The organism is Pseudomonas sp. BP6 (assembly GCF_017875935.1).
Classification (GTDB): domain Bacteria; phylum Pseudomonadota; class Gammaproteobacteria; order Pseudomonadales; family Pseudomonadaceae; genus Aquipseudomonas; species Aquipseudomonas putida_Y.
Map to the genome: position 1 here is coordinate 4,798,419 of NZ_JAGINI010000001.1, position 26,582 is coordinate 4,825,000.

Sequence of the window (26,582 nt, forward strand, 5' to 3'; positions counted from 1 at the left end):
GTACCCCTTACTTAGCAGCTTTTTTACGAGGCGCTGGTGCTTGTGGTTTCAGTTCTTCTTGGCGACCACCAATAACTTCGCCTTTGAAGATCCAAACCTTCACACCGATCACACCGTAAGTGGTGTGAGCTTCGTAGGTGTTGTAGTCGATATCGGCACGCAGGGTGTGCAGAGGCACACGACCTTCGCGATACCACTCGGTACGAGCAATCTCAGCACCGCCGAGACGACCGCTCACCTGGATCTTGATGCCCTTGGCACCAATACGCATGGCGTTCTGTACCGCGCGCTTCATGGCGCGACGGAACATTACACGGCGTTCCAGCTGCTGAGCTACGCTCTGCGCAACCAGCATAGCGTCGAGTTCCGGCTTGCGGATCTCTTCGATGTTGATGTGCACAGGCACACCCATCTGCTTGGTCAGGTCCTGACGCAGCTTCTCGACATCTTCACCTTTCTTACCGATAACGATACCGGGACGAGCGGTGTGGATGGTGATGCGTGCAGTTTGAGCCGGACGATGAATATCGATACGGCTTACGGACGCGCTTTTTAGTTTGTCTTGGAGGTACTCACGCGTTTTCAGATCCTTCAACAGGTAATCTGCGTAAGTAGCACCGTCTGCGTACCAGACGGAGGTGTGCTCCTTGACGATTCCCAGGCGAATGCCAGTGGGATGTACTTTCTGACCCATCTGATCGACTCCGTTACTTGTCCGCAACCTTGACAGTGATATGGCAAGACCGCTTGACGATGCGATCAGCACGGCCTTTGGCACGTGGCATGATGCGCTTCAGCGAACGCCCTTCGTTGACGAAGACGGTGGAGACCTTCAGGTCATCAACGTCTGCGCCTTCGTTGTGTTCGGCGTTGGCTACGGCCGACTCGAGGACTTTCTTCATGATTTCAGCGGCTTTTTTGCTGCTGAAGGCCAACAGGTTGAGCGCTTCGCCCACCTTCTTCCCGCGGATCTGGTCGGCGACCAAGCGGGCTTTCTGGGCGGAGATGCGAGCGCCCGACAACTTAGCGGCTACTTCCATTTCCTTACCCCTTAACGCTTGGCTTTCTTGTCAGCCACGTGCCCGCGATAGGTGCGGGTACCGGCGAACTCGCCCAGTTTGTGGCCGACCATGTCTTCGTTCACGAGAACTGGAACATGCTGGCGACCGTTGTGAACCGCGATGGTCAGACCGACCATTTGTGGCAGGATCATCGAGCGACGCGACCAGGTTTTAACTGGCTTGCGATCGTTCTTCTCCACCGCCACTTCGACCTTCTTCAACAGGTGAAGATCGATAAAAGGACCTTTTTTCAGAGAACGTGGCACTGTCGTATCCCTCTAGTTACTTGCGACGACGGACGATCATGTTGTCGGTACGCTTATTACCACGGGTTTTAGCACCCTTGGTTGGGAAGCCCCATGGCGATACCGGATGACGACCACCGGAGGTACGACCTTCACCACCACCGTGTGGGTGGTCAACCGGGTTCATGGCAACACCACGAACGGTTGGGCGAACGCCGCGCCAGCGTTTGGCACCAGCTTTACCCAGCGAACGCAGGCTGTGCTCGGAGTTCGAGACTTCACCCAGGGTCGCACGGCACTCAGCCAGGACTTTACGCATTTCACCAGAGCGCAGACGCAGGGTCACGTAGACACCTTCGCGAGCGATCAGCTGAGCCGAAGCACCAGCGGAACGAGCGATCTGAGCACCTTTACCCGGCTTCAGTTCGATGCCGTGAATGGTGCTACCTACTGGAATGTTGCGCAGCTGCAGGGAGTTACCGGCCTTGATTGGGGCCAGGGCACCTGCGATCAGCTGGTCGCCAGCGCTCACGCCCTTAGGCGCGATGATGTAGCGACGCTCACCGTCTGCGTAGCACAGCAGGGCGATGTGAGCAGTACGGTTCGGATCGTATTCGATACGCTCGACAGTGGCTGGAATGCCATCTTTGTCGTTGCGACGGAAGTCGACCAGACGGTAATGCTGCTTGTGACCACCACCAACGTGACGAGTGGTAATGCGGCCATTGTTGTTACGACCACCAGACTTCGATTTTTTCTCGATCAGCGGTGCGTGAGGAGCGCCTTTGTGCAGCTCCTTGTTGACCACCTTGACCACGAAACGGCGGCCAGGGGAAGTCGGTTTGCATTTAACGATTGCCATGATGCACCCCTTCCTTACTCAGCACTGCTGCTGAAATCGAGATCTTGGCCTGGCTGAAGGGAGACGATCGCCTTCTTCCAGTCATTACGCTTGCCCAGACCACGTGCGGTACGCTTGGTTTTACCCAGAACGTTAACAGTCGACACGTTTTCAACTTTTACGTTGAACAGGCCTTCGACAGCTTTCTTGATTTCCAGCTTGGTTGCATCAGTAGCAACCTTGAATACGAACTGGCCTTTCTTCTCAGCCAGAACGGTAGCCTTCTCGGAAACGTGCGGGCCAAGGAGGACTTTGAATACGCGTTCCTGGTTCATCCCAGCAGCTCCTCGAATTTCTTCACGGCCGAGACAGTGATCAACACTTTCTCGTATGCGATCAGACTGACCGGGTCGGAACCTTGTACGTCACGTACATCGACGTGCGGCAGGTTACGAGCAGCCAGGTACAGGTTCTGATCAACAGCGTCGGAAACGATCAATACATCGCTCAGACCCATGCCGTTCAGCTTGTTCAGCAGATCTTTGGTTTTCGGTGCTTCAACAGCGAAGTCCTGAACCACGACCAGACGGTCGCTACGCACCAGCTCAGCGAGGATGGAGCGCAGAGCTGCGCGATACATCTTCTTGTTGAGCTTCTGCGAGTGATCTTGTGGGCGAGCTGCGAAGGTTACACCACCGCCACGCCAGATCGGACCACGAGTGGTACCAGCACGAGCACGGCCAGTACCCTTCTGACGCCATGGGCGCTTACCGCCACCAGCCACGTCGGAACGGGTCTTCTGCTGCTTGGTGCCCTGACGGCCGCCGGCCATGTAGGCCACGACTGCTTGGTGAACCAGCGTCTCGTTGAATTCGCCACCGAAAGTCAGTTCGGAAACTTCGATCGCCTGAGCGTCATTTACATTAAGTTGCATGTCAGTTTCCCCTTAACCGCGAGCCTTGACAGCTGGACGTACAACCACGTCGCCGCCAGTAGCGCCAGGTACGGCACCCTTGATCAGCAGCAGGTTGCGCTCAGCGTCTACGCGAACTACTTCCAGGGACTGAACAGTCACGCGCTCGGCGCCCATGTGACCGGACATTTTCTTGCCCTTGAACACACGACCAGGAGTCTGGCACTGGCCGATGGAACCAGGAACACGGTGCGACACGGAGTTACCGTGGGTGTTGTCCTGACCACGGAAGTTCCAGCGCTTGATGGTACCGGCGAAGCCTTTACCTTTGGACTGACCAGTAACGTCAACCAGCTGGCCTGCAGTGAAGAGTTCAGCTTTGATCAGATCGCCAGCCTGGAAATCGCCTTCTTCAAGACGGAACTCCCAAACACCGCGACCAGCGGCAACGTTGGCCTTGGCGAAGTGGCCTGCCTGAGCGGCAGTCACACGCGAAGCACGACGCTCGCCGACAGTGACTTGCACTGCACGGTAGCCATCGGTTTCTTCAGTTTTGAACTGGGTGACGCGATTCGGCTCGATCTCAATGACCGTGACCGGAATGGAGACACCTTCTTCGGTGAAAATGCGGGTCATACCGCACTTGCGACCGATTACACCAATAGTCATGTTGTAAACCTCATGAGTGTACGGGGCTTTCACCCGCTATGGCCGCCCATTTCAGAGCGTTACACGACTAGACCGAAGTCTTAGCCGAGGCTGATCTGTACTTCCACACCTGCCGCCAGATCAAGCTTCATCAGCGCGTCAACGGTTTTATCCGTTGGCTGGACGATGTCCAGAACACGCTTATGAGTGCGAATCTCGTACTGGTCGCGCGCGTCTTTGTTGACGTGCGGGGAAACCAGAACGGTGAAACGCTCTTTGCGGGTAGGCAGTGGAATTGGACCACGCACTTGTGCACCAGTACGTTTCGCGGTTTCCACGATTTCCTGGGTGGATTGGTCGATCAGGCGATGGTCGAAAGCCTTCAACCTGATACGGATTTGCTGATTTTGCATTGGATTTCAGACTCCAGGCTGTTCCCAACGGACGCACTACGCCCGCTAAAAGGAGGCGTGATTCTATAGACGCCCCCATTTAGTGTCAACCCAATAAAAAAAACCCCCGCTGAGCGGGGGTTTTTTTCAATCGGTCGAGTGATTACTCGATGATTTTGGCCACAACGCCGGCGCCGACGGTACGACCGCCTTCACGGATAGCGAAGCGCAGACCGTCTTCCATTGCGATGGTCTTGATCAGGGTAACAGTCATCTGAATGTTGTCACCTGGCATTACCATTTCAACGCCTTCCGGCAGTTCGCAGTTACCGGTCACGTCAGTGGTACGGAAGTAGAACTGTGGACGGTAGCCTTTGAAGAACGGAGTGTGACGGCCGCCTTCTTCCTTCGACAGGACGTAGACTTCTGCGGTGAACTTGGTGTGCGGCTTGACCGAACCTGGCTTGACCAGAACCTGACCACGCTCAACGTCGTCACGCTTGGTACCACGCAGCAGAACGCCGCAGTTCTCGCCAGCACGACCTTCGTCCAGCAGCTTGCGGAACATCTCAACACCGGTGCAGGTGGTGGTGGTAGTGTCACGCAGACCAACGATTTCCAGTGGATCCTGAACGCGGACGATACCACGCTCGATACGACCGGTAACAACGGTACCACGACCCGAGATCGAGAACACGTCTTCGATCGGCATCAGGAACGGCTGGTCGATGGCACGAACTGGCTCAGGAATGTAGCTGTCCAGAGTTTCTACCAGCTTCTTGACAGCGGTAGTACCCATTTCGTTGTCGTCTTTGCCTTCCAGCGCCATACGAGCCGAACCGATGATGATCGGGGTGTCGTCGCCTGGGAAGTCATAGGTGGACAGCAGGTCGCGAACTTCCATCTCGACCAGTTCCAGCAGCTCAGCGTCGTCTACCAGGTCAGCCTTGTTCAGGAAGACCACGATGTACGGAACGCCTACCTGACGGGACAGCAGGATGTGCTCACGGGTTTGTGGCATCGGACCATCGGCGGCCGAGCAAACCAGGATCGCGCCGTCCATCTGGGCAGCACCGGTGATCATGTTCTTCACGTAGTCAGCGTGACCTGGGCAGTCAACGTGAGCGTAGTGACGAATGGTCGAGTTGTACTCAACGTGAGCGGTGTTGATGGTGATACCGCGCGCTTTTTCTTCCGGAGCCGAGTCGATCTTGTCGAACTCAACGACTGCCGAACCGAAAACTTCGGAGCAAACGCGAGTCAGAGCTGCGGTCAGAGTGGTCTTACCGTGGTCAACGTGGCCGATGGTGCCGACGTTAACGTGGGGAAGGGAACGATCAAATTTTTCTTTAGCCACGACAGTGAACCTCTTGCCTAAAGGGGATTAGCCTTGTTTTTTAACGAGTGCTTCGACGATGTTCGACGGAGCTTCGGCGTATTTGGAGAATTCCATGGAGTAGCTTGCGCGACCCTGAGACATGGAACGAACGTCGGTTGCGTAACCGAACATCTCTCCGAGCGGTACTTCAGCACGGACGACACGGCCAGAGACCGACTCATCCATACCCTGGACCAGACCACGACGACGGTTCAGGTCACCCATCACGTCACCCAGGTAGTCTTCCGGGGTTACAACTTCGACTTTCATGATCGGCTCGAGAACCACGCCACCGCCCTTCTGGGCCAGTTGCTTGGTCGCCATCGAAGCAGCGATCTTGAACGCCATTTCGTTGGAGTCGACGTCGTGGTACGAACCGTCGAATACCGCGGCCTTCAGGCCGATCAGAGGATAACCGGCAACAATGCCGTTTTTCATCTGCTCTTCGATACCCTTCTGGATCGCAGGGATGTATTCCTTAGGAATCACACCACCAACGACTTCGTTGGAGAACACCAGACCTTCGGTGATGTTGCCCTTTTCGTCCACGTCCGGCTCGGAGAAACGAACCCAGCAGTGACCGAACTGACCACGACCACCCGACTGACGAACGAACTTGCCTTCGATCTCGACGTTGGACTTGGTGATCTTCTCGCGGTACGAAACCTGCGGCTTGCCGATGTTGGCTTCGACGTTGAATTCGCGCTTCATGCGGTCAACGAGGATGTCCAGGTGCAGCTCACCCATACCGGAGATGATGGTCTGACCGGTTTCTTCATCGGTCTTGACGCGGAACGACGGATCTTCCTGAGCCAGCTTGCCCAGTGCGATACCCATCTTCTCCTGGTCAGCCTTGGTTTTCGGCTCGACGGACAGGGAGATTACAGGCTCCGGGAAGTCCATACGCTCAAGGATGATTGGCTTGTCGGCGTTGCACAGGGTTTCACCCGTGGTCACGTCCTTCATGCCGATCAGGGCAGCGATGTCGCCAGCGCGTACTTCCTTGATCTCTTCACGCTGGTTGGCGTGCATCTGCACCATACGACCAACGCGCTCTTTCTTGCCTTTGACCGAGTTGATCACGGAGTCGCCGGAGCTCAGAACGCCCGAGTAGACGCGAACGAAGGTCAGAGTACCTACGAACGGGTCGGTCGCGATCTTGAACGCCAGTGCCGAGAACGGCTCGTCATCGTCAGCATGACGCTCGTCCTTGCGAACGGCCGGGTCGTCTTTTGCCAGATCCTTGTCGTCCGGGTTGATACCCTGGATAGCAGGAATCTCGGTCGGCGCAGGCAGGAAGTCGATGACGGCATCCAGAACCAGGGGAACACCCTTGTTCTTGAACGACGAACCGCAGACAGCCGGAACGATCTCGCTGGCCAGGGTGCGCGCACGCAGGCCTGCCTTGATCTCTTCGACGGACAGCTCACCTTCTTCAAGGTACTTGTTCATCAGCTCTTCGTTGGCTTCGGCGGCAGCTTCAACCATGTTGTTGCGCCATTCGTTAGCCAGCTCGACCATATCCGCAGGAATTTCTTCCTCGCGGTAGGTAGTGCCCTTGTCGTCTTCGTTCCAGTAGATAGCCTTCATCTTGATCAGGTCAACCTGACCCTGGAAGTTATCTTCCGAACCGATGGCCAGCTGAACAGGAACCGGAGTGTGACCCAGACGGTTCTTGATCTGACCTACGACGCGCAGGAAGTTTGCACCAGCACGGTCCATCTTGTTCACGTAAACAACACGCGGAACACCGTACTTGTTGGCCTGACGCCATACGGTTTCGGACTGCGGCTCAACGCCGGAGGTGCCGCAGAACACAACGACCGCGCCATCGAGTACACGCAGCGAACGCTCTACTTCAATGGTGAAGTCAACGTGGCCAGGGGTATCGATGACGTTTACGCGGTAGTTGTCATACTGACCACGGGAACCTTTCCAGAAGGTGGTAACGGCAGCGGAGGTAATGGTGATACCGCGCTCCTGCTCCTGCACCATCCAGTCGGTGGTCGCGGCGCCGTCATGCACCTCGCCCATTTTGTGGCTCAGACCTGTGTAGAACAGGATCCGCTCGGTAGTGGTGGTCTTGCCCGCGTCAACGTGGGCACAGATACCAATGTTGCGGTAGCGGTTAATTGCTGTAGTACGAGCCATAAAGCCCTCGCAAAAAGATTGATGCTTGAATTAGAAGCGGTAGTGCGAGAACGCTTTGTTGGCTTCAGCCATACGGTGAACGTCTTCACGCTTCTTGACTGCAGCACCCTTGCCTTCGGCAGCATCCAGCAGCTCGCCGGCCAGACGCAGAGCCATCGACTTCTCGCCGCGCTTACGGGCGTAGTCTACGAGCCAGCGCATTGCCAGAGCGTTACGACGGGATGGACGAACTTCAACCGGAACCTGGTAAGTGGCACCGCCGACACGACGGGACTTTACTTCGACCAGCGGAGCGATGGCGTCGAGAGCTTTCTCGAAGATTTCCAGGGGGTCGCTGTTCTTGCGTGCTTTGACGGTATCCAGGGCACCGTAAACGATGCGCTCGGCTACGGCCTTCTTGCCGCTTTCCATCACGTGGTTCATGAACTTCGCGAGGATCTGGGATCCGTACTTCGGATCGTCAAGGATCTCACGTTTTGCTGCTACACGACGTCTTGGCATGATAAGCCCTCAAACGGTCTTCAGGTTAGCCCGGGACCGGGTCATTCGACCCACGCCCGACCTTACTCTTATCGACTCAAAAAAATGGATGTCTGCAAACGGCCGATTACTTCGGACGCTTGGTACCGTACTTCGAACGACCCTGGTTACGGCCTTTAACGCCCGAAGTATCCAGAGAGCCGCGAACGGTGTGGTAACGAACACCTGGCAAGTCTTTTACACGACCGCCACGAATCAGGACGACGCTGTGCTCTTGCAGGTTGTGGCCTTCACCACCGATGTACGAGGAAACCTCGAAACCGTTGGTCAGACGCACACGGCATACTTTACGCAGTGCCGAGTTAGGTTTTTTCGGCGTGGTGGTGTACACACGGGTGCACACGCCACGACGTTGCGGGCAGTTCTGCAGCGCAGGAACGTCGGACTTCTCGACCGAACGCTTACGCGGCTGACGTACCAGCTGGTTGATAGTTGCCATCTACTAGCTCCACTGATTGTCTTGCGACTCTATTGTCTTGCAAGAAAGCCAAAAATTGGCGAGACGGAGCCTCACCAAATTTAAGGGTACAAAAGTCTAAAGAGGATCTTGCACCCAGTCAAGACGAGGCCCCGGCCCTCCCCGCCCGATCATCGGCAACATTTCATGTCGCCGATGATCGCCCGAGGCTAGCCGGGGCCTTGCCCTGTACTTAGTTACCGCTGGAATTCAGCGCTTCGGTCAGTGCGGCTTCCACTTCACTGGCGCTTACACGCAGAGGTTTGTCGGCATCACGGCGACGCTTGCGCTCGCTGTGGTAGGCCAGACCAGTACCAGCCGGGATCAGACGACCCACGACCACGTTCTCTTTCAGGCCGCGCAGGTAGTCGCGCTTGCCGGTTACCGCCGCTTCGGTCAGTACGCGGGTTGTTTCCTGGAAGGAAGCCGCGGAGATGAACGACTCGGTCGACAGCGAGGCCTTGGTGATACCCAGCAGCACGCGGGTGAACTTGGAGATGAACTTGTCCTCGCTAGCGAGACGCTCGTTCTCTACCAGTACCTGGGTCAGTTCCATCTGGTCGCCCTTGATGAAGCTGGAATCACCCGACTCGGAGATCTCAACCTTGCGCAGCATCTGACGCAGAATGGTCTCGATGTGCTTGTCGTTGATCTTCACGCCTTGCAGACGGTAAACGTCCTGGATCTCGTTGACGATGTACTTCGCCAGCGCACTCACACCCAGCAGACGCAGGATGTCATGCGGATCGCTCGGGCCGTCCGAGATAACTTCGCCGCGGTTTACCTGTTCACCTTCGAAGACGTTCAGGTGGCGCCACTTCGGAATCAGCTCTTCGTACGGATCGCTACCGTCGGTCGGAGTGATCACCAGGCGACGCTTGCCCTTGGTCTCTTTACCGAATGCGATGGTGCCGCTGACTTCAGCCAGAATCGAGGCTTCTTTCGGACGACGCGCTTCGAACAGGTCGGCAACGCGCGGCAGACCACCGGTAATGTCACGGGTCTTCGACGTCTCTTGCGGGATACGCGCAATAACGTCACCAACACCGATCTGCGCACCGTCAGCCACACCGACAAGGGCGTTGGCCGGCAGGAAGTACTGGGCAGGTACGTCAGTACCTGGCAGGTACAGGTCCTTGCCAGCAGCATCGACCATCTTGATTGCCGGACGGATTTCCTTGCCTGCGGCAGGGCGATCCTTGACGTCCAGTACTTCAATGTTGGTCAAGCCGGTCAGTTCGTCGGTCTGACGCTTGATGGTGATGTTTTCTTCCATGCCCACGAAGGTCACGGTACCTTTCAGTTCGGTAACGATCGGGTGAGTGTGCGGGTCCCATTTGGCGACGATGGCGCCAGCTTCGACCTTTTCACCTTCCTTGACCGAAATCACCGCACCGTAAGGCAGCTTGTAGCGCTCACGCTCACGACCGAACTCGTCGGCAATCGCCAACTCACCCGAACGCGATACGGCAACCAGGTTACCGTCGGCACGCTCAACCTGCTTCAGGTTGTGCAGACGCACCATACCGCCATTCTTCACCTGGACGCTGTCGGCAGCCGAAGTACGGCTTGCAGCACCACCGATGTGGAACGTACGCATGGTCAGCTGGGTACCCGGCTCACCGATCGACTGGGCAGCGATAACGCCGACAGCTTCACCGATGTTCACCTGGTGACCGCGAGCCAGATCACGACCGTAGCACTTGGCGCAGATGCCGTAGCGGGTTTCGCAGTTGATCGGCGAACGCACGATCACTTCGTCGATGCTGTTCAGCTCGATGAACTCGACCCATTGCTCGTCGACCAAGGTACCGGCCGGAACGATAACGTCCTCGGTGCCTGGCTTGAACACGTCACGGGCGATGACACGACCCAGTACACGCTCACCCAGCGGCTCTACAACATCGCCGCCTTCGATGTGTGGCGTCATCACCAGGCCCTGATCGGTGCCGCAGTCGATCTCGGTCACAACCAGATCCTGGGCAACGTCCACCAGACGACGAGTCAGGTAACCGGAGTTAGCGGTTTTCAGTGCGGTATCCGCCAGACCCTTACGAGCACCGTGAGTCGAGATGAAGTACTGAAGTACGCTCAGACCTTCACGGAAGTTCGCAGTGATCGGCGTCTCGATGATGGAGCCGTCCGGCTTAGCCATCAGACCACGCATACCGGCCAGCTGACGGATCTGGGCTGCGGAACCCCGCGCACCCGAGTCAGCCATCATGTACATCGAGTTGAAGGACTCTTGCTCGACTTCCTTGCCTTCGCGGTCGATGACCTTCTCTTTCGAGAGGTTGGCCATCATCGCCTTGGACACTTCGTCGTTCGCCTTCGACCACAAGTCGATGACCTTGTTGTACTTCTCGCCCTGGGTTACCAGGCCGGAGGCGTACTGGCTCTCGATTTCCTTCACTTCGTCGGTAGCGTTACCGATGATGCGGGCTTTCTCGTCCGGGATAACGAAGTCGTTAACACCGATGGAAACGCCGGAAATGGTCGAGTAAGCGAAACCGGTGTACATCAACTGGTCGGCGAAGATAACGGTCTCTTTCAGACCAACCACGCGGTAGCACTGGTTGATCAGCTTGGAGATCGCCTTCTTCTTCATTGGCTGGTTGACCACGTCGTACGGCAGACCTGCCGGCACAACCTGGAACAGCAGCGCACGGCCGACGGTAGTGTCGACGATACGGGTATTCTTGACCACCGAGCCATCACGCTCTTTCACGGTTTCGTTGATACGAACCTTGATTTTCGCGTGCAGTGCAGCTTCGCCGGCGCGGAATACGCGGTCGACTTCCTGCAGGTCGGCGAAGACGCGACCTTCGCCCTTGGCATTGATAGCTTCACGGGTCATGTAGTACAGACCCAGTACAACGTCCTGCGACGGAACGATGATTGGCTCACCGTTGGCTGGCGACAGGATGTTGTTGGTCGACATCATCAGCGCACGTGCTTCGAGCTGGGCTTCCAGGGTCAGCGGCACGTGAACGGCCATCTGGTCACCGTCGAAGTCGGCGTTGTACGCAGCACAGACCAGCGGGTGAAGCTGGATAGCCTTACCTTCGATCAGTACGGGCTCAAACGCCTGGATACCCAGACGGTGCAGGGTCGGTGCACGGTTGAGCAGTACGGGGTGTTCGCGAATCACTTCTGCGAGAACGTCCCACACCTCTGGCAGCTCGCGCTCGACCATCTTCTTGGCAGCCTTGATGGTGGTCGCCAGACCACGCATTTCCAGCTTGCCGAAAATGAACGGTTTGAACAGCTCGAGGGCCATCTTCTTCGGCAGACCGCACTGGTGCAGACGCAGGGTCGGACCTACGGTAATTACCGAACGGCCGGAGTAGTCAACACGCTTACCGAGCAAGTTCTGACGGAAGCGACCTTGCTTACCTTTGATCATGTCGGCCAGGGACTTCAGCGGACGCTTGTTCGAGCCAGTGATGGCGCGACCACGACGGCCGTTGTCCAGCAGGGCGTCGACCGCTTCCTGCAGCATGCGCTTTTCGTTGCGCACGATGATGTCCGGCGCCGACAGGTCCAGCAGGCGCTTCAGACGGTTGTTACGGTTGATCACCCGACGATACAGGTCGTTCAGGTCGGAGGTCGCGAAACGGCCACCATCCAGCGGTACCAGCGGACGCAGGTCCGGCGGCAGCACTGGCAGAACGGTCAGGACCATCCACTCAGGCAGGTTGCCCGAGCCCTGGAAGGCTTCCATCAGCTTCAGACGCTTGGAAAGCTTCTTGATCTTGGTTTCCGAGTTGGTCTGCGGAATTTCTTCGCGCAGGCGGCCGATCTCGTGCTCCAGGTCGATAGCGTGCAGCAGCTCGCGGACAGCCTCGGCACCCATGCGGGCGTCAAAGTCGTCACCGAACTCTTCCAGCGCTTCGAAGTACTGCTCGTCGTTCAGCAGCTGGCCCTTTTCCAGGGTAGTCATGCCCGGATCGATAACGACATAGCTCTCGAAGTAGAGCACGCGCTCGATATCACGCAGGGTCATGTCCATCAGCAGGCCGATACGGGACGGCAGCGACTTCAGGAACCAGATGTGGGCAACCGGCGAGGCCAGTTCGATGTGCGCCATGCGCTCACGACGAACCTTCGCCAAGGCAACTTCAACGCCGCACTTCTCGCAGATTACGCCGCGGTGCTTGAGGCGCTTGTACTTGCCGCACAGGCACTCGTAGTCCTTGACTGGGCCAAAGATCTTGGCGCAGAACAGGCCGTCACGCTCAGGCTTGAACGTACGGTAGTTGATGGTTTCCGGCTTCTTAACTTCACCGAACGACCACGAACGGATCATTTCAGGCGACGCCAGACCGATGCGGATGGCGTCGAACTCTTCGACTTGACCCTGGTTTTTCAGCAAATTCAGTAGGTCTTTCAAGGCCTTTCCTCCTGGCGGAGCAGGGAGCGGGCATTACCTGCCCCACCCCCCTTCGCGTCACGTGTTATTCGGTTTCCAGATCGATATCGATACCGAGCGAACGGATCTCTTTGATCAACACGTTGAAGGACTCGGGCATGCCCGGCTCCATACGGTGATCGCCATCCACGATGTTCTTGTACATCTTGGTACGGCCGTTCACGTCGTCCGACTTCACTGTGAGCATTTCTTGCAGGGTGTATGCCGCGCCGTATGCTTCCAGCGCCCACACTTCCATCTCCCCGAAACGCTGACCACCGAACTGCGCCTTACCACCCAGCGGCTGCTGGGTAACCAGGCTGTAGGAACCAGTGGAACGCGCGTGCATCTTGTCGTCCACCAAGTGGTTCAGCTTGAGCATGTACATGTAACCAACGGTCACAGGACGCTCGAACTTGTTGCCGGTACGGCCGTCGAACAGCACCATCTGGCCGCTCTCTGGCAGGTCGGCCAGCTTCAGCATGGCCTTGATCTCGCGCTCCTTGGCACCATCGAAGACCGGGGTAGCCATCGGCACGCCTTTCTTCAGGTTGTTAGCCAGGGCCAGGATCTCTTCGTCGGTGAATTCGTCGAGGTTTTCCTGACGACCGCCGATCTCGTTGTAGACCTCGGTCAGGAACACGCGCAGCTCAGCGGCTTTACGCTGCTCTTCGAGCATGCGGTCGATCTTCTCGCCCAGGCCCTTGGCCGCGAGGCCCAGGTGGGTTTCAAGGATCTGACCAACGTTCATACGCGAAGGTACACCCAGCGGGTTCAGTACGACGTCAACCGGCGTACCGTTGGCATCGTGCGGCATGTCTTCAACCGGCATGATGACCGAGACAACACCCTTGTTACCGTGACGACCGGCCATCTTGTCACCCGGCTGGATGCGGCGGCGGATTGCCAGGTAAACCTTGACGATCTTCAGTACGCCCGGTGCCAGGTCATCGCCCTGCTGCAGCTTGCGCTTCTTGTCTTCGAACTTGTCGTCCAGCAGACGGCGACGGTCGACGATGTACTGCTGAGCCTTTTCCAACTGCTCGTTCAGTGCATCTTCAGCCATGCGCAGTTTGAACCACTGGCCGTGCTCCAGACCGTCCAGCACTTCGTCAGTGATCACAGTGCCTTTCTTCAGGCCTGCACCACCGTCAACCACCTGGCCGTTCAGAGCCGAACGCAGACGCTCGAAGGTTGCACCTTCGACAATGCGGAACTCTTCGTTGAGGTCCTTGCGAATCTCGTCGAGCTGCATCTTCTCGATGGCCAGTGCGCGGCTATCGCGCTCCACGCCATCACGGGTGAAGACCTGTACGTCGATGACAGTACCCTTGGTGCCGGTTGGCACACGCAGGGAGGTGTCCTTAACGTCGCTGGCCTTCTCACCGAAGATTGCGCGCAGAAGTTTTTCTTCCGGAGTCAGCTGGGTTTCGCCTTTTGGCGTGACCTTGCCGACCAGGATGTCGCCAGCGCCAACTTCAGCACCTACGTAAACGATACCGGCTTCGTCCAGCTTGTTCAGTGCAGCTTCACCCACGTTCGGGATGTCCGCAGTGATTTCCTCTGGGCCAAGCTTGGTGTCACGCGCCACACAGGTCAGTTCCTGAATGTGGATGGTGGTGAAGCGATCTTCCTGAACAACACGTTCGGACAGGCAGATGGAGTCTTCGAAGTTGAAGCCGTTCCACGCCATGAACGCGATGCGCATGTTCTGACCCAGAGCCAGCTCACCCATGTCGGTGGACGGGCCGTCGGCCATGATGTCACCACGCTGAACCTTGTCACCTTTGCTCACCAGCGGACGCTGGTTGATGCAGGTGTTCTGGTTCGAACGGGTGTACTTGGTCAGGTTGTAGATATCCACACCCGCTTCGCCGGTTTCCACTTCGTCGTCGGCAACGCGAACAACGATACGGCTGGCGTCGACCGAGTCGATCACACCACCGCGGCGAGCAACCACGCAGACACCGGAGTCACGGGCAACGTTGCGCTCCATGCCGGTACCTACCAGCGGCTTGTCGGCACGCAGGGTCGGTACAGCCTGACGCTGCATGTTCGAACCCATCAATGCACGGTTGGCGTCGTCGTGCTCAAGGAACGGAATCAGCGACGCTGCAACGGAAACAACCTGCTTCGGCGAAACGTCCATCAGGGTGACGTCTTCCGGCGCCTTGACGGTGAATTCGTTCAGGTGACGAACTGCTACCAGCTCATCGATCAGTTGCTTCTTGTCGTTCATCGCGGCCGAAGCCTGTGCGATGACGTGATCCGCCTCTTCGATTGCCGACAGGAACACGATGTCGTCGCTGACAACGCCTTCCTTCACAACACGGTACGGGCTTTCCAGGAAGCCGTACTGGTTGGTGCGGGCGTAGGCCGCCAGGGAGTTGATCAAACCGATGTTCGGACCTTCAGGCGTCTCGATCGGACACACACGGCCATAGTGGGTCGGGTGTACGTCACGGACTTCGAAGCCGGCACGCTCACGAGTCAGACCGCCAGGGCCGAGTGCGGAGACGCGGCGCTTGTGGGTAATCTCCGAGAGAGGGTTGTTCTGGTCCATGAACTGGGACAGCTGGCTGGAACCGAAGAACTCTTTCACCGCCGCCGCTACCGGCTTGGCGTTGATCAGGTCTTGCGGCATCAGGCCTTCGCTTTCCGCCATCGACAGGCGTTCCTTGACCGCGCGCTCGACACGCACAAGGCCAACACGGAACTGGTTCTCGGCCATCTCGCCGACGCAACGTACGCGACGGTTACCCAGGTGGTCGATGTCGTCGACGATGCCTTTGCCGTTACGGATATCGACCAGGGTCTTCAGAACCTCGACGATGTCTTCCTTGCTCAGCACGCCCGAACCCTCGATCTCGGTACGACCGATACGACGGTTGAACTTCATGCGGCCTACGGCGGACAGATCGTAACGCTCGGCGCTGAAGAACAGGTTGTTGAACAGGGTCTCGGCTGCATCCTTGGTTGGCGGCTCGCCTGGACGCATCATGCGGTAGATTTCGACCAGAGCTTCCAGTTGGTTGCTGGTGGTATCGATCTTCAGGGTGTCAGAGATGAACGGACCGCAATCGATGTCGTTGGTGTACAGGGTCTCGATACGGACAACCTGCGCCTTGGCGACCTTGATCAACAGCTCGGTGGTCATCTCGGTGTTGCATTCGGCGAGAATCTCGCCGGTAGCCGGATGCACGATTGCCTTGGCGGTAGTGCGGCCCAGGACGTACTCCATTGGAACGTCCAGTTGCTTGACGCCGGCCTTCTCGAGCTGGTTGATGTGGCGCGCGGTAATACGGCGGCCTTGCTCGACGATGACTTTGCCGGTTTCGTCATGGATGTCCATGACTGCAACTTCACCACGCAGACGCTGCGGCACCAGTTCCAGGCTGAGTTTTTCGCCGGAAATGTGGAACACGCTGGTGGTGTAGAAGGTGTTCAGCACTTCTTCAGTGCTGTAACCCAGGGCGCGCAGCAGCACCGAGGCCGGCAGTTTGCGGCGACGGTCGATACGCACGAACACGCAGTCCTTCGGATCGAACTCGAAGTCCAGCCAGGAACCGCGGTAAGGGATGATGCGAGCGGAGTACAGCAGCTTGCCCGAGCTGTGGGTCTTGCCACGATCGTGGTCGAAGAACACACCAGGCGAACGGTGCAGCTGGGAAACGATCACACGCTCGGTACCGTTGATAACGAAGGTACCGTTCTCAGTCATCAGGGGGATTTCACCCATGTAGACTTCTTGCTCTTTGATGTCCTTGATCGCTTTGTTCGACGATTCCTTGTCGAAGATGATCAGGCGCACCTTGACCCGCAGTGGGACCGCGAAGGTCACGCCACGCAGGACACATTCCTTCACATCGAAGGCGGGTTCGCCCAGGCGATAGCCTACGTACTCCAGGGCAGCATTGCCGGAGTAGCTGATGATCGGGAATACCGATTTGAAGGCCGCGTGCAGGCCGACGTCGCGGAAGTGATCCTTGGATGCTCCCGCTTGCAGGAATTCGCGATACGAATCCAGCTGGATGGCCAGGAGGTAAGGCACATCCATGACGTCCGGCAACTTGCTAAAGTCCTTGCGGATACGTTTTTTCTCAGTGTATGAGTAAGCCATCAGCGTTCCCCAGCTTGGTCACCTGCTTGTTTGGCTTCTCCCGGCGGGAGCAGCCAGAAAATCGTGCAAACCCCTTGGTTTGCGCCACCCACATGGGTGTCTTGCAGCTCGTTATCGGGACCGGCCTGACCGGCCACCAATAACGGAAAAAGGCCGGTGGCATAAGCCACCAGCCATCAGCCTTTCGCTCAACGCTCAGGCTGGCATCGCAAGGTCGAGATTACTTCAGCTCGACTTTAGCGCCTGCTTCTTCCAGCTTCTTCTTAGCGTCTTCAGCGGCTTCTTTCGAAACGCCTTCAGCTACAACCTGAGGAGCGCCATCGACTTTCTCTTTGGCTTCTTTCAGGCCCAGACCGGTCAGCTCGCGAACAGCTTTAATCACGTTCACTTTCTTGTCGCCGGCTTCAACCAGAACAACGTTGAACTCGGTCTGCTCTTCAACAACGGCAGCAGCAGCAGCTGGGCCAGCAGCGGCAACAGCAGCGGTAACGCCGAAGGTTTCTTCCATTGCTTTGATCAGCTCAACAACTTCCAGAACGGTTTTCTGGCCGATTGCTTCGATGATTTGTTCGTTAGTCAGAGACATGACTTAAATCCTGTATTGGGGTGACAGCCTACGCAGCCATCAAATTAAACGTATGATTTTGAAAGAATTCGCGCGCCTTAGGCAGCGGTAGCTTCTTTCTGGTCGCGAATGGCTGCCAGAGTACGAGCCAGCTTGCTGGTAGCGCCTTGAATAACGCTCATCAGTTTTGCGATAGCTTCGTCGCGGGTCGGCAGGGTAGCCAACACGTCGATCTGGTTCGCTGCAATGAAATTGCCGTCAAACGCAGCTGCCTTGATCTCGAACTTGTCCTGACCCTTGGCGAACTCTTTGAACAGACGAGCAGCAGCGCCCGGGTGTTCGTTGGAGAAAGCAATCAGGGTCGGGCCTTTGAACGCGTCGTTGAGGATCGAGAATTCGGTGCCTTCAACAGCGCGCTTGAGCAGGGTATTACGCACTACACGCACGTATACACCAGCTTCGCGGGCCTCTTTACGGAGTCCGGTCATTGCGCTTACAGTCACACCACGGGCATCAGCCACGACAGCGGACAGAGCGACTTTGGCAGCCTCGTTGACTTCAGCGACGATGGCCTTCTTGTCTTCGAGTTTAATTGCCACGGGTTTACTCCTGGTTTTTACCGTTTCATCTGGCCGAAGCCGGATGTCGTTTTGGTGTCTGATTCGGTAACGAATCGGGAGCACCATCTGCGTGGGCTGATATTTTAAGGCTTGCGCCGCCTACGGTCTTGGATAGCCCCCGCCAGGCAGGGACCCCAATTTTTGCTGGCGGCGCGACTGGTCGCGCCGCCATGTTCTTACACGTTCAGCGAGCTCTGATCGATGACCAGACCTGGGCCCATGGTGGTGCTCAGGGTAACGCGCTTAACGTAGATACCTTTCGAAGAGGCCGGCTTGATACGCTTCAGGTCAGCGATCAGGGCTTCAACGTTTTCCTTCAGCTTGTCAGCTTCAAAGCCGATCTTGCCAACGGAGGTGTGGATAATACCGTTTTTGTCGGTACGGTAGCGAACCTGACCAGCCTTGGCGTTTTTCACGGCAGTGGCTACGTCTGGGGTCACGGTACCAACTTTCGGGTTAGGCATCAGGCCGCGAGGACCCAGAACCTGACCCAGTTGACCTACAACGCGCATGGCATCAGGGGATGCGATAACGACGTCATAGTTCAGGTCGCCGCCTTTCATTTCGGCAGCCAGATCGTCCATACCTACGCGATCAGCGCCGGCAGCCAGAGCAGCTTCAGCAGCTGGACCCTGGGTAAAGACAGCAACGCGAACGGTCTTGCCAGTGCCGTGTGGCAGCACGGTAGCGCTACGAACGACCTGGTCGGATTTACGCGGATCAACACCGAGGTTAACGGCGATGTCGTAGGACTCGACGAACTTGGCAGCAGGCAGCGAGGCCAGCAGAGTTGCCGCTTCTTCGAAGTTGTAGGCCTTGCCTGCTTCGATTTTCTCGGCGATTGCCTTTTGGCGTTTGGTCAGCTTAGCCATTACACACCCTCCACGTTCAGGCCCATGCTGCGGGCAGAGCCAGCGATGGTGCGTACAGCAGCGTCCAGGTCAGCGGCAGTCAGATCAGCCTGTTTAGCTTTGGCGATGTCTTCCAGCTGAGCACGGGTAACGGTACCGACTTTAACGGTGTTCGGGCGAGCCGAACCACTGGTCAGGCCAGCAGCTTTCTTCAGCAGAACCGAGGCAGGGGTGCTCTTGGTCTCGAAGGTGAAGCTACGGTCGCTGTAGACAGTGATGATCACTGGAGTCGGCAGGCCGGCTTCTTGACCCTGGGTACGGGCGTTGAAGGCCTTGCAGAATTCCATGATGTTCACACCATGTTGACCCAGAGCTGGACCAACGGGTGGGCTTGGGTTGGCCTGGCCGGCCTTAACTTGCAGCTTGATGTAAGCCTGAATCTTCTTAGCCATGAGCTACTCCAAAATCGGGTACGAACGCCTGATGGCTCCCCGGATGACTTGCGTTTTATCCCAGTGACGACAAAACCCCGCAGCACACAGGGCTGCGGGGTATGGGATGCTTCGTCCGCCTAGACCTTCTCGACCTGGCTGAACTCGAGCTCCACCGGAGTAGAGCGACCGAAAATGAGCACCGCAACCTGCAGGCGGCTCTTTTCGTAGTTAACCTCTTCGACACTACCATTGAAGTCAGCAAACGGACCATCAATGACTCGAACCACTTCTCCTGGCTCGAAGAGCGTCTTGGGCTTCGGCTTGTCACTGCCGTCGGCAACGCGACGCAGAATAGCCTCAGCCTCTTTATCGGTGATCGGTGCAGGCTTGTCAGCAGTACCACCAATAAAGCCCATCACGCGAGGGGTATCCTTGACCAAGTGCCAAGTCCCTTCGTTCATCTCCATCTGGACCAGTACATAGCCAGGGAAGAACTTGCGCTCACTCTTGCGCTTCTGGCCGTTGCGCATTTCGACGACTTCTTCGGTCGGAACCAAGATCTCGCCGAAACCGTCTTCCATGCCAGCCAGCTTGACGCGCTCGATCAGGGAGCGCATTACATGCTTCTCGTAACCCGAGTAAGCATGCACAACATACCAACGCTTAGCCACGGGACACCTTTAGCCAACGATCAAGGAGACCGCCCAGCCGAGCAGGGAGTCGAGCCCCCACAGCAGCAGTGCCATAACCAGCACGACAGCCACGACAATCAGCGTGGTCTGGGTGGTTTCCTGGCGGGTCGGCCACACGACTTTACGAATCTCGGTACGAGCTTCCTTCGCCAACGCAAAGAACGACTTGCCCTTCGCAGTCTGCAGGGCTACAAAGCCCGCGACAGCAGCCAGAACGAGAAGTACAAGGACGCGATACAGGATTGGAGAGGCGGAGTAATATTGATTACCCACAACACCAACAACCACCAAAGCCACTACAGCCAGCCACTTGAACAGATCAAAACGCGATTCTTGGGCTTCAGTTTTGGGGGTCATCGAGGAGGATCCTGTAAGAAGAAAGCCATCACACCGAGGTGAAATGGCAGGTCAGGAGGGAATCGAACCCCCAACCTACGGTTTTGGAGACCGTCGCTCTGCCAATTGAGCTACTGACCTGTAACGCTGTATCAGGCCGGCCATTATACCGGCCTGATCAAGTAAATCAACTACTTATTCAATAATTTTTGCTACGACGCCGGCGCCGACGGTACGACCGCCTTCACGGATAGCGAAGCGCAGACCGTCTTCCATTGCGATGGTCTTGATCAGGGTAACAGTCATCTGAATGTTGTCACCTGGCATTACCATTTCAACGCCTTCCGGCAGTTCGCAGTTACCGGTCACGTCAGTGGTACGGAAGTAGAACTGTGGACGGTAGCCTTTGAAGAACGGAGTGTGACGGCCGCCTTCTTCCTTCGACAGGACGTAGACTTCTGCGGTGAACTTGGTGTGCGGCTTGACCGAACCTGGCTTGACCAGAACCTGACCACGCTCAACGTCGTCACGCTTGGTACCACGCAGCAGAACGCCGCAGTTCTCGCCAGCACGACCTTCGTCCAGCAGCTTGCGGAACATCTCAACACCGGTGCAGGTGGTGGTGGTGGTGTCACGCAGACCAACGATTTCCAGTGGATCCTGAACGCGGACGATACCACGCTCTATACGACCGGTAACAACGGTACCACGACCCGAGATCGAGAACACGTCTTCGATCGGCATCAGGAACGGCTGGTCGATGGCACGAACTGGCTCAGGAATGTAGCTGTCCAGAGTTTCTACCAGCTTCTTGACAGCAGTAGTACCCATTTCGTTGTCGTCTTTGCCTTCCAGCGCCATACGAGCCGAACCGATGATGATCGGGGTGTCGTCGCCTGGGAAGTCATAGGTGGACAGCAGGTCGCGAACTTCCATCTCGACCAGTTCCAGCAGCTCAGCGTCGTCTACCAGGTCAGCCTTGTTCAGGAAGACCACGATGTACGGAACGCCTACCTGACGGGACAGCAGGATGTGCTCACGGGTTTGTGGCATCGGACCATCGGCGGCCGAGCAAACCAGGATCGCGCCGTCCATCTGGGCAGCACCGGTGATCATGTTCTTCACGTAGTCAGCGTGACCTGGGCAGTCAACGTGAGCGTAGTGACGAATGGTCGAGTTGTACTCAACGTGAGCGGTGTTGATGGTGATACCGCGCGCTTTTTCTTCCGGAGCCGAGTCGATCTTGTCGAACTCAACGATTGCCGAACCGAAAACTTCGGAGCAAACGCGAGTCAGAGCTGCGGTCAGAGTGGTCTTACCGTGGTCAACGTGGCCGATAGTGCCGACGTTAACGTGGGGAAGGGAACGATCAAACTTTTCCTTAGCCATCGATACAATCCTCCGCAGAAGAAATAGTCTTGCGCTGATAAAACAAAGGCAGATATTTTCATATCTGCCTTGTTTATATGGAGCTCTTGAGCGGACTTGAACCGCTGACCTCACCCTTACCAAGGGTGTGCTCTACCAACTGAGCTACAAGAGCGAAACACTTTGTGCAAAATCCGGCAAACTTGGAGCGGGTAGCGGGAATCGAACCCGCATCATCAGCTTGGAAGGCTGAGGTTCTACCACTAAACTATACCCGCGGAGCTTGCGGCTCTCGCTAAAACTGGTGGAGGGAGAAGGATTCGAACCTTCGAAGCTCTCGCAACGGATTTACAGTCCGTCCCCTTTGACCGCTCGGGAATCCCTCCAGATGTGGCCGGCATTCTATTTGTCTGCCGCCCTAGTGTCAAGCGTTTTTTCAAATTTTTTCAATCAAATCTGAAACTTAGCTGCTTTGACACCGCTTCCAGCTCTACCACCTAAGTGGTGTTCCCTGTGAAGCGGGCGCCATTCTATCAAGCTATTCGCCAGTTGCAATACCCTGGCAGAAAATAATTTTATGTTTTAAGTCTTTGAAATCATTGGAAAGAGCCTGAAGCACCGTTTGGTCCAGCAAACGCTCGCTTTCCGGAGCAACCTTGAGCCAGCGACCATCCACCCCAGGCAACTGCCCTACGACCGGCAAGGTGGCAATATCCAGACTCAGCAGGCGTTGACGCAGCGCATCCAACTGCACCCGCCCCATCACGCCCCCGACTACCAGGCACTCATCACGACGCTTGGGCGGTGCGGACACGCCAGTTTCACGCAACAGACGGATTTCTTGCTGATTCCCCTTGTACAGCGACAACGGGGCGACTTCCTTGACCTTCAGCGGGGCTTCCTGCTGATGCCATACGTAATAAAAGACGTTAAGCACCAGTAACAGCAGAAACAACCAGCGCATAGGCACCTCAATCCAATGGGCAGGCCATTGCCAGGCCAACGAAAACCAGGTCAGGCACGACACGTGCCTGCGGCAAGGCTTCCCTCACCAACGGTGCATCACCGCCAGTGAGGAACACAGTGAAATCCTCACCCCAGAGCACACGAGCCTGCTCGAGCTGGGTGTAGGCAAAACCCCGGAGCATCAATACGCAACCGCGCTCTACCGCTTCGACAGTCGAGCGACCTGGCGACAAACTGGTCAATGCGCGCTCCGCGGAGGCATCGTCGTAGCGGATACGACGGGTGTGAGTACGCAGCTGGCTGCGCATCAACGGCATACCCGGGCAGATGTAACCTCCCAGATGCTCGCCGTCCGCGGACACGAAGTCCGCTTTTGCTGCGGTCCCCAGGTCAATCACCAGGCACGCGCCTTTGGCCAGGTGAAACGCACCCAGCGCCGCCAGCCAACGATCCATACCCAGGCGCTGATAGTCGTCATAACCATTTCGCACACCAGCCATTTCACGGACCGGGTGGGCCACTCGCGCCTGCACGGCAAATGCCTGAGCAATCACCGCGCAAAGCGCATCGGTTTCATCTTCGCTACGCACACTCACAATACGGCAACCCGTAAGGTGCACTGACGCGAGCGCAGCCACTTCGGCCACCAGCGCCTGGTCGGAATCGACGATCCCGCCACCTTCAATCACAGTATCGGCGACATGGATCACCCGCCACTTGATGAAGCTGTTACCGCAATCGAGCTCAAGAATCATCACGCAACCTCAAACTGAGCTCACCACCACTGAAGCTCTTTTCCATCCCGTCCACCTCAAGGCGCAAACCACCCTGCCCGTCGACGCCAAGAACCACACCATCAATACGTGTACTACCAGCAATGAGCGAAACATTGCGGCCCTGCCACAAGTGTGCCTGCTCCCACTCCTCCTGGAATGCGGCAAAGCCGTATCGGCGATGGCGCGCCAATTCGTGCTGCAACTGCTGGCTGAGCAGCGCTACCAAGTGATTACGATCTATGGCTGCCCCTACCTCACGCCGCATAGAGGTCCACTGCTGATCGACCCGGTCGTTTACCTGCATGTTTACATTGATACCAATGCCTAGCACTACATGACAGACATCTGCAGGATCGCCCACCAATTCCAGGAGAATCCCGGTGATCTTCTGCCCACGAACCAACACATCGTTAGGCCATTTAAGCCCGACATCCTTTACCCCGAACGCCTGCAAGGTGCGCATTACCGCCAACCCCACTACCAAGCTCAACCCCTCAAGCTGACGCATGCCCCCATCGACACGCAGCACCAGACTGTAATAGAGATTTTCAGCAAATGGGCTGACCCACTGCCGGCCGCGCCGACCGCGCCCAGCACTCTGACGCTCGGCGAGAACCAGGAATGGAGCCGCCTGCCCTTCAGCGGCAAGGCGCAAGCCTTCGGCATTGGTCGAATCGATGGTTTCGTGGATGAATACCGGCCACTGTTCACCCACGGCAAACCCGGCGATTGCCTTCGCCTCGAGCAAAGCCAGTGGCGCGGCCAACTGGTAACCGCGGCCACGAACCTTGTGAATGGTGAGGTTCAGCTCACTTTCCAGATGCTGCAGCTGCTTCCAAACTGCGCTGCGACTCACCCCCAGGGCTGCCCCCAGAGCTTCTCCGGAATGGAACCGACCATCCTTGAGGAGATTCAACAACTTCAGCATGCCAGTCTCGACTTGGAATAAGGCAGGCATGATAGCCATGGGCTGTTGGCTTGCATAGGAAAAGGGCCTGCAGGAGGGGCCGCGCATCGCAATCACAGAGTGAAACACTGCCAGGCCTGGAATTTTCAGCCCCAAAAGACAAAACCCCTACCTGCATGTGCAGATAGGGGTTTTGCGAAATGAATCTTGACGATGACCTACTCTCACATGGGGAAACCCCACACTACCATCGGCGATGCATCGTTTCACTACTGAGTTCGGGATGGGATCAGGTGGTTCCAATGCTCTATGGTCGTCAAGAAATTCTGTAGCCAGAATGTCCAGATGGACAGCCCAGCGAATCCGGATATGCGATATTTGTGGTCTTACGAATTTTCGGGTCTTTCGTCTTCACCACCGCAATCTGCGTCAGCAAATTGCTTGGGTGTTATATGGTCAAGCCTCACGGGCAATTAGTATTGGTTAGCTCAACGCCTCACAGCGCTTACACACCCAACCTATCAACGTCGTAGTCTTCGACGGCCCTTTAGGGGATTCAAGATCCCAGTGAGATCTCATCTTGAGGCAAGTTTCCCGCTTAGATGCTTTCAGCGGTTATCTCTTCCGAACATAGCTACCCGGCAATGCCACTGGCGTGACAACCGGAACACCAGAGGTTCGTCCACTCCGGTCCTCTCGTACTAGGAGCAGCCCCTCTCAAATCTCAAACGTCCACGGCAGATAGGGACCGAACTGTCTCACGACGTTCTAAACCCAGCTCGCGTACCACTTTAAATGGCGAACAGCCATACCCTTGGGACCGGCTTCAGCCCCAGGATGTGATGAGCCGACATCGAGGTGCCAAACACCGCCGTCGATATGAACTCTTGGGCGGTATCAGCCTGTTATCCCCGGAGTACCTTTTATCCGTTGAGCGATGGCCCTTCCATACAGAACCACCGGATCACTAAGACCTACTTTCGTACCTGCTCGACGTGTTTGTCTCGCAGTCAAGCGCGCTTTTGCCTTTATACTCTACGACCGATTTCCGACCGGTCTGAGCGCACCTTCGTACTCCTCCGTTACTCTTTGGGAGGAGACCGCCCCAGTCAAACTACCCACCATACACTGTCCTCGATCCGGATAACGGACCTGAGTTAGAACCTCAAAGTTGCCAGGGTGGTATTTCAAGGATGGCTCCATGAGAACTGGCGTCCCCACTTCAAAGCCTCCCACCTATCCTACACAAGCAAATTCAAAGTCCAGTGCAAAGCTATAGTAAAGGTTCACGGGGTCTTTCCGTCTAGCCGCGGATACACTGCATCTTCACAGCGATTTCAATTTCACTGAGTCTCGGGTGGAGACAGCGCCGCCATCGTTACGCCATTCGTGCAGGTCGGAACTTACCCGACAAGGAATTTCGCTACCTTAGGACCGTTATAGTTACGGCCGCCGTTTACCGGGGCTTCGATCAAGAGCTTCGCTTGCGCTAACCCCATCAATTAACCTTCCGGCACCGGGCAGGCGTCACACCCTATACGTCCACTTTCGTGTTTGCAGAGTGCTGTGTTTTTAATAAACAGTCGCAGCGGCCTGGTATCTTCGACCGGCATGAGCTTACGGAGCAAGTCCTTCACCCTCGCCGGCGCACCTTCTCCCGAAGTTACGGTGCCATTTTGCCTAGTTCCTTCACCCGAGTTCTCTCAAGCGCCTTGGTATTCTCTACCTAACCACCTGTGTCGGTTTGGGGTACGGTTCCCAGTTATCTGAAGCTTAGGAGCTTTTCTTGGAAGCATGGTATCAACCACTTCGTCGCCTAAAGGCAACTCGTCATCAGCTCTCGGCCTTGAAATCCCGGATTTGCCTAAGATTTCAGCCTACCACCTTAAACCTGGACAACCAACGCCAGG

General features: G+C 56.7%; 24 protein-coding genes, 4 tRNA genes and 2 rRNA genes (1 of these 30 only partly in view). All 30 read right to left on the reverse strand.

Going from position 1 to position 26,582, the window contains the following annotated elements:
• Positions 1-7: 7 nt before the first annotated feature.
• Positions 8-694 (reverse strand): 30S ribosomal protein S3, encoded by a 687-nt coding sequence (gene rpsC, locus J3A98_RS21810; protein ID WP_003255481.1) that lies wholly within the window; start codon positions 692-694, stop codon positions 8-10.
• Between the two features lie 13 nt (positions 695-707).
• The gene (rplV, locus tag J3A98_RS21815; RefSeq protein WP_003103908.1) at positions 708-1,040 is read right to left on the reverse strand and encodes a 50S ribosomal protein L22; all 333 of its coding nucleotides are present in this window, start codon (positions 1,038-1,040) and stop codon (positions 708-710) included.
• A gap of 11 nt (positions 1,041-1,051) precedes the next feature.
• Positions 1,052-1,327 carry a 30S ribosomal protein S19 gene (gene rpsS / locus J3A98_RS21820; RefSeq protein WP_003255482.1) on the reverse strand — a complete coding sequence of 92 codons (276 nt, stop codon included), beginning with the start codon at positions 1,325-1,327 and terminating at the stop codon, positions 1,052-1,054.
• A 16-nt stretch (positions 1,328-1,343) separates the two neighbouring features.
• On the reverse strand, positions 1,344-2,168 hold the full coding sequence (gene rplB / locus J3A98_RS21825; RefSeq protein WP_003255483.1) for a 50S ribosomal protein L2: 825 nt from the start codon (positions 2,166-2,168) through the stop codon (positions 1,344-1,346).
• Positions 2,169-2,182: 14 nt separating this feature from the next.
• Complete coding sequence (gene rplW, locus J3A98_RS21830) at positions 2,183-2,482, reverse strand: 50S ribosomal protein L23 (RefSeq protein WP_003255484.1); 300 nt, start codon at positions 2,480-2,482, stop codon at positions 2,183-2,185.
• Positions 2,479-3,081: a 50S ribosomal protein L4 gene (gene rplD / locus J3A98_RS21835; RefSeq protein WP_003255485.1), complete on the reverse strand. Its 603-nt coding sequence runs from the start codon at positions 3,079-3,081 to the stop codon at positions 2,479-2,481. The genes rplW and rplD overlap by 4 nt, the downstream gene beginning before the upstream one ends.
• A 12-nt stretch (positions 3,082-3,093) precedes the next feature.
• Complete coding sequence (rplC, locus tag J3A98_RS21840; RefSeq protein WP_003255486.1) at positions 3,094-3,729, reverse strand: 50S ribosomal protein L3; 636 nt, start codon at positions 3,727-3,729, stop codon at positions 3,094-3,096.
• A gap of 80 nt (positions 3,730-3,809) precedes the next feature.
• Positions 3,810-4,121 (reverse strand): 30S ribosomal protein S10, encoded by a 312-nt coding sequence (rpsJ, locus tag J3A98_RS21845; protein WP_003186070.1) that lies wholly within the window; start codon positions 4,119-4,121, stop codon positions 3,810-3,812.
• Between the two features lie 142 nt (positions 4,122-4,263).
• Positions 4,264-5,457, reverse strand: coding sequence for an elongation factor Tu (gene tuf, locus J3A98_RS21850; RefSeq protein ID WP_038411791.1), 1,194 nt, complete (start codon positions 5,455-5,457; stop codon positions 4,264-4,266).
• 27 nt (positions 5,458-5,484) lie between these two features.
• Complete coding sequence (gene fusA, locus J3A98_RS21855) at positions 5,485-7,629, reverse strand: elongation factor G (RefSeq protein WP_209968313.1); 2,145 nt, start codon at positions 7,627-7,629, stop codon at positions 5,485-5,487.
• 30 nt (positions 7,630-7,659) lie between these two features.
• Positions 7,660-8,130 (reverse strand): 30S ribosomal protein S7, encoded by a 471-nt coding sequence (rpsG, locus tag J3A98_RS21860; protein WP_003246741.1) that lies wholly within the window; start codon positions 8,128-8,130, stop codon positions 7,660-7,662.
• A 106-nt stretch (positions 8,131-8,236) separates the two neighbouring features.
• Positions 8,237-8,608: a 30S ribosomal protein S12 gene (rpsL, locus tag J3A98_RS21865; protein WP_003255492.1), complete on the reverse strand. Its 372-nt coding sequence runs from the start codon at positions 8,606-8,608 to the stop codon at positions 8,237-8,239.
• A 211-nt stretch (positions 8,609-8,819) separates the two neighbouring features.
• The gene (gene rpoC / locus J3A98_RS21870) at positions 8,820-13,019 is read right to left on the reverse strand and encodes a DNA-directed RNA polymerase subunit beta' (protein WP_014589475.1); all 4,200 of its coding nucleotides are present in this window, start codon (positions 13,017-13,019) and stop codon (positions 8,820-8,822) included.
• 64 nt (positions 13,020-13,083) lie between these two features.
• Positions 13,084-17,157, reverse strand: coding sequence for a DNA-directed RNA polymerase subunit beta (rpoB, locus tag J3A98_RS21875; RefSeq protein WP_176684322.1), 4,074 nt, complete (start codon positions 17,155-17,157; stop codon positions 13,084-13,086).
• A 220-nt stretch (positions 17,158-17,377) separates the two neighbouring features.
• The gene (gene rplL, locus J3A98_RS21880) at positions 17,378-17,743 is read right to left on the reverse strand and encodes a 50S ribosomal protein L7/L12 (RefSeq protein WP_003255496.1); all 366 of its coding nucleotides are present in this window, start codon (positions 17,741-17,743) and stop codon (positions 17,378-17,380) included.
• Between the two features lie 77 nt (positions 17,744-17,820).
• Positions 17,821-18,321, reverse strand: a complete 501-nt coding sequence (rplJ, locus tag J3A98_RS21885; RefSeq protein WP_016715872.1) for a 50S ribosomal protein L10 — start codon at positions 18,319-18,321, stop codon at positions 17,821-17,823.
• Positions 18,322-18,518: 197 nt separating this feature from the next.
• Complete coding sequence (gene rplA, locus J3A98_RS21890) at positions 18,519-19,214, reverse strand: 50S ribosomal protein L1 (RefSeq protein WP_003255499.1); 696 nt, start codon at positions 19,212-19,214, stop codon at positions 18,519-18,521.
• A complete protein-coding gene (gene rplK / locus J3A98_RS21895; protein WP_003255500.1) occupies positions 19,214-19,645 on the reverse strand; it encodes a 50S ribosomal protein L11 in 432 nt (143 codons plus the stop codon). Before rplK ends, rplA begins: the two co-directional genes overlap by 1 nt.
• Before the next feature lie 119 nt (positions 19,646-19,764).
• Positions 19,765-20,298, reverse strand: a complete 534-nt coding sequence (gene nusG, locus J3A98_RS21900; RefSeq protein ID WP_003255501.1) for a transcription termination/antitermination protein NusG — start codon at positions 20,296-20,298, stop codon at positions 19,765-19,767.
• A 9-nt stretch (positions 20,299-20,307) separates the two neighbouring features.
• Entirely contained in the window at positions 20,308-20,676 is a 369-nt protein-coding gene (gene secE, locus J3A98_RS21905) for a preprotein translocase subunit SecE (protein WP_003255502.1), read from the reverse strand.
• 44 nt (positions 20,677-20,720) lie between these two features.
• Positions 20,721-20,796, reverse strand: a tRNA-Trp gene (locus tag J3A98_RS21910).
• 54 nt (positions 20,797-20,850) lie between these two features.
• Positions 20,851-22,044 (reverse strand): elongation factor Tu, encoded by a 1,194-nt coding sequence (gene tuf, locus J3A98_RS21915; protein WP_003255489.1) that lies wholly within the window; start codon positions 22,042-22,044, stop codon positions 20,851-20,853.
• 78 nt (positions 22,045-22,122) lie between these two features.
• Positions 22,123-22,198, reverse strand: a tRNA-Thr gene (locus tag J3A98_RS21920).
• Positions 22,199-22,227: 29 nt separating this feature from the next.
• Positions 22,228-22,301: transfer RNA gene (locus tag J3A98_RS21925), tRNA-Gly, on the reverse strand.
• 24 nt (positions 22,302-22,325) lie between these two features.
• Positions 22,326-22,409: transfer RNA gene (locus J3A98_RS21930), tRNA-Tyr, on the reverse strand.
• A 152-nt stretch (positions 22,410-22,561) separates the two neighbouring features.
• Positions 22,562-22,987 (reverse strand): hypothetical protein, encoded by a 426-nt coding sequence (locus tag J3A98_RS21935; RefSeq protein WP_176684321.1) that lies wholly within the window; start codon positions 22,985-22,987, stop codon positions 22,562-22,564.
• Positions 22,988-22,994: 7 nt separating this feature from the next.
• Complete coding sequence (locus J3A98_RS21940; protein ID WP_209968316.1) at positions 22,995-23,744, reverse strand: pantothenate kinase; 750 nt, start codon at positions 23,742-23,744, stop codon at positions 22,995-22,997.
• On the reverse strand, positions 23,734-24,693 hold the full coding sequence (gene birA / locus J3A98_RS21945) for a bifunctional biotin--[acetyl-CoA-carboxylase] ligase/biotin operon repressor BirA (RefSeq protein WP_209968319.1): 960 nt from the start codon (positions 24,691-24,693) through the stop codon (positions 23,734-23,736). Before birA ends, J3A98_RS21940 begins: the two co-directional genes overlap by 11 nt.
• Before the next feature lie 184 nt (positions 24,694-24,877).
• Positions 24,878-24,993: ribosomal RNA gene (rrf, locus tag J3A98_RS21950) — 5S ribosomal RNA — on the reverse strand.
• A gap of 131 nt (positions 24,994-25,124) precedes the next feature.
• Positions 25,125-26,582, reverse strand: a 23S ribosomal RNA gene (locus J3A98_RS21955); it runs 1,435 nt beyond the window's last position.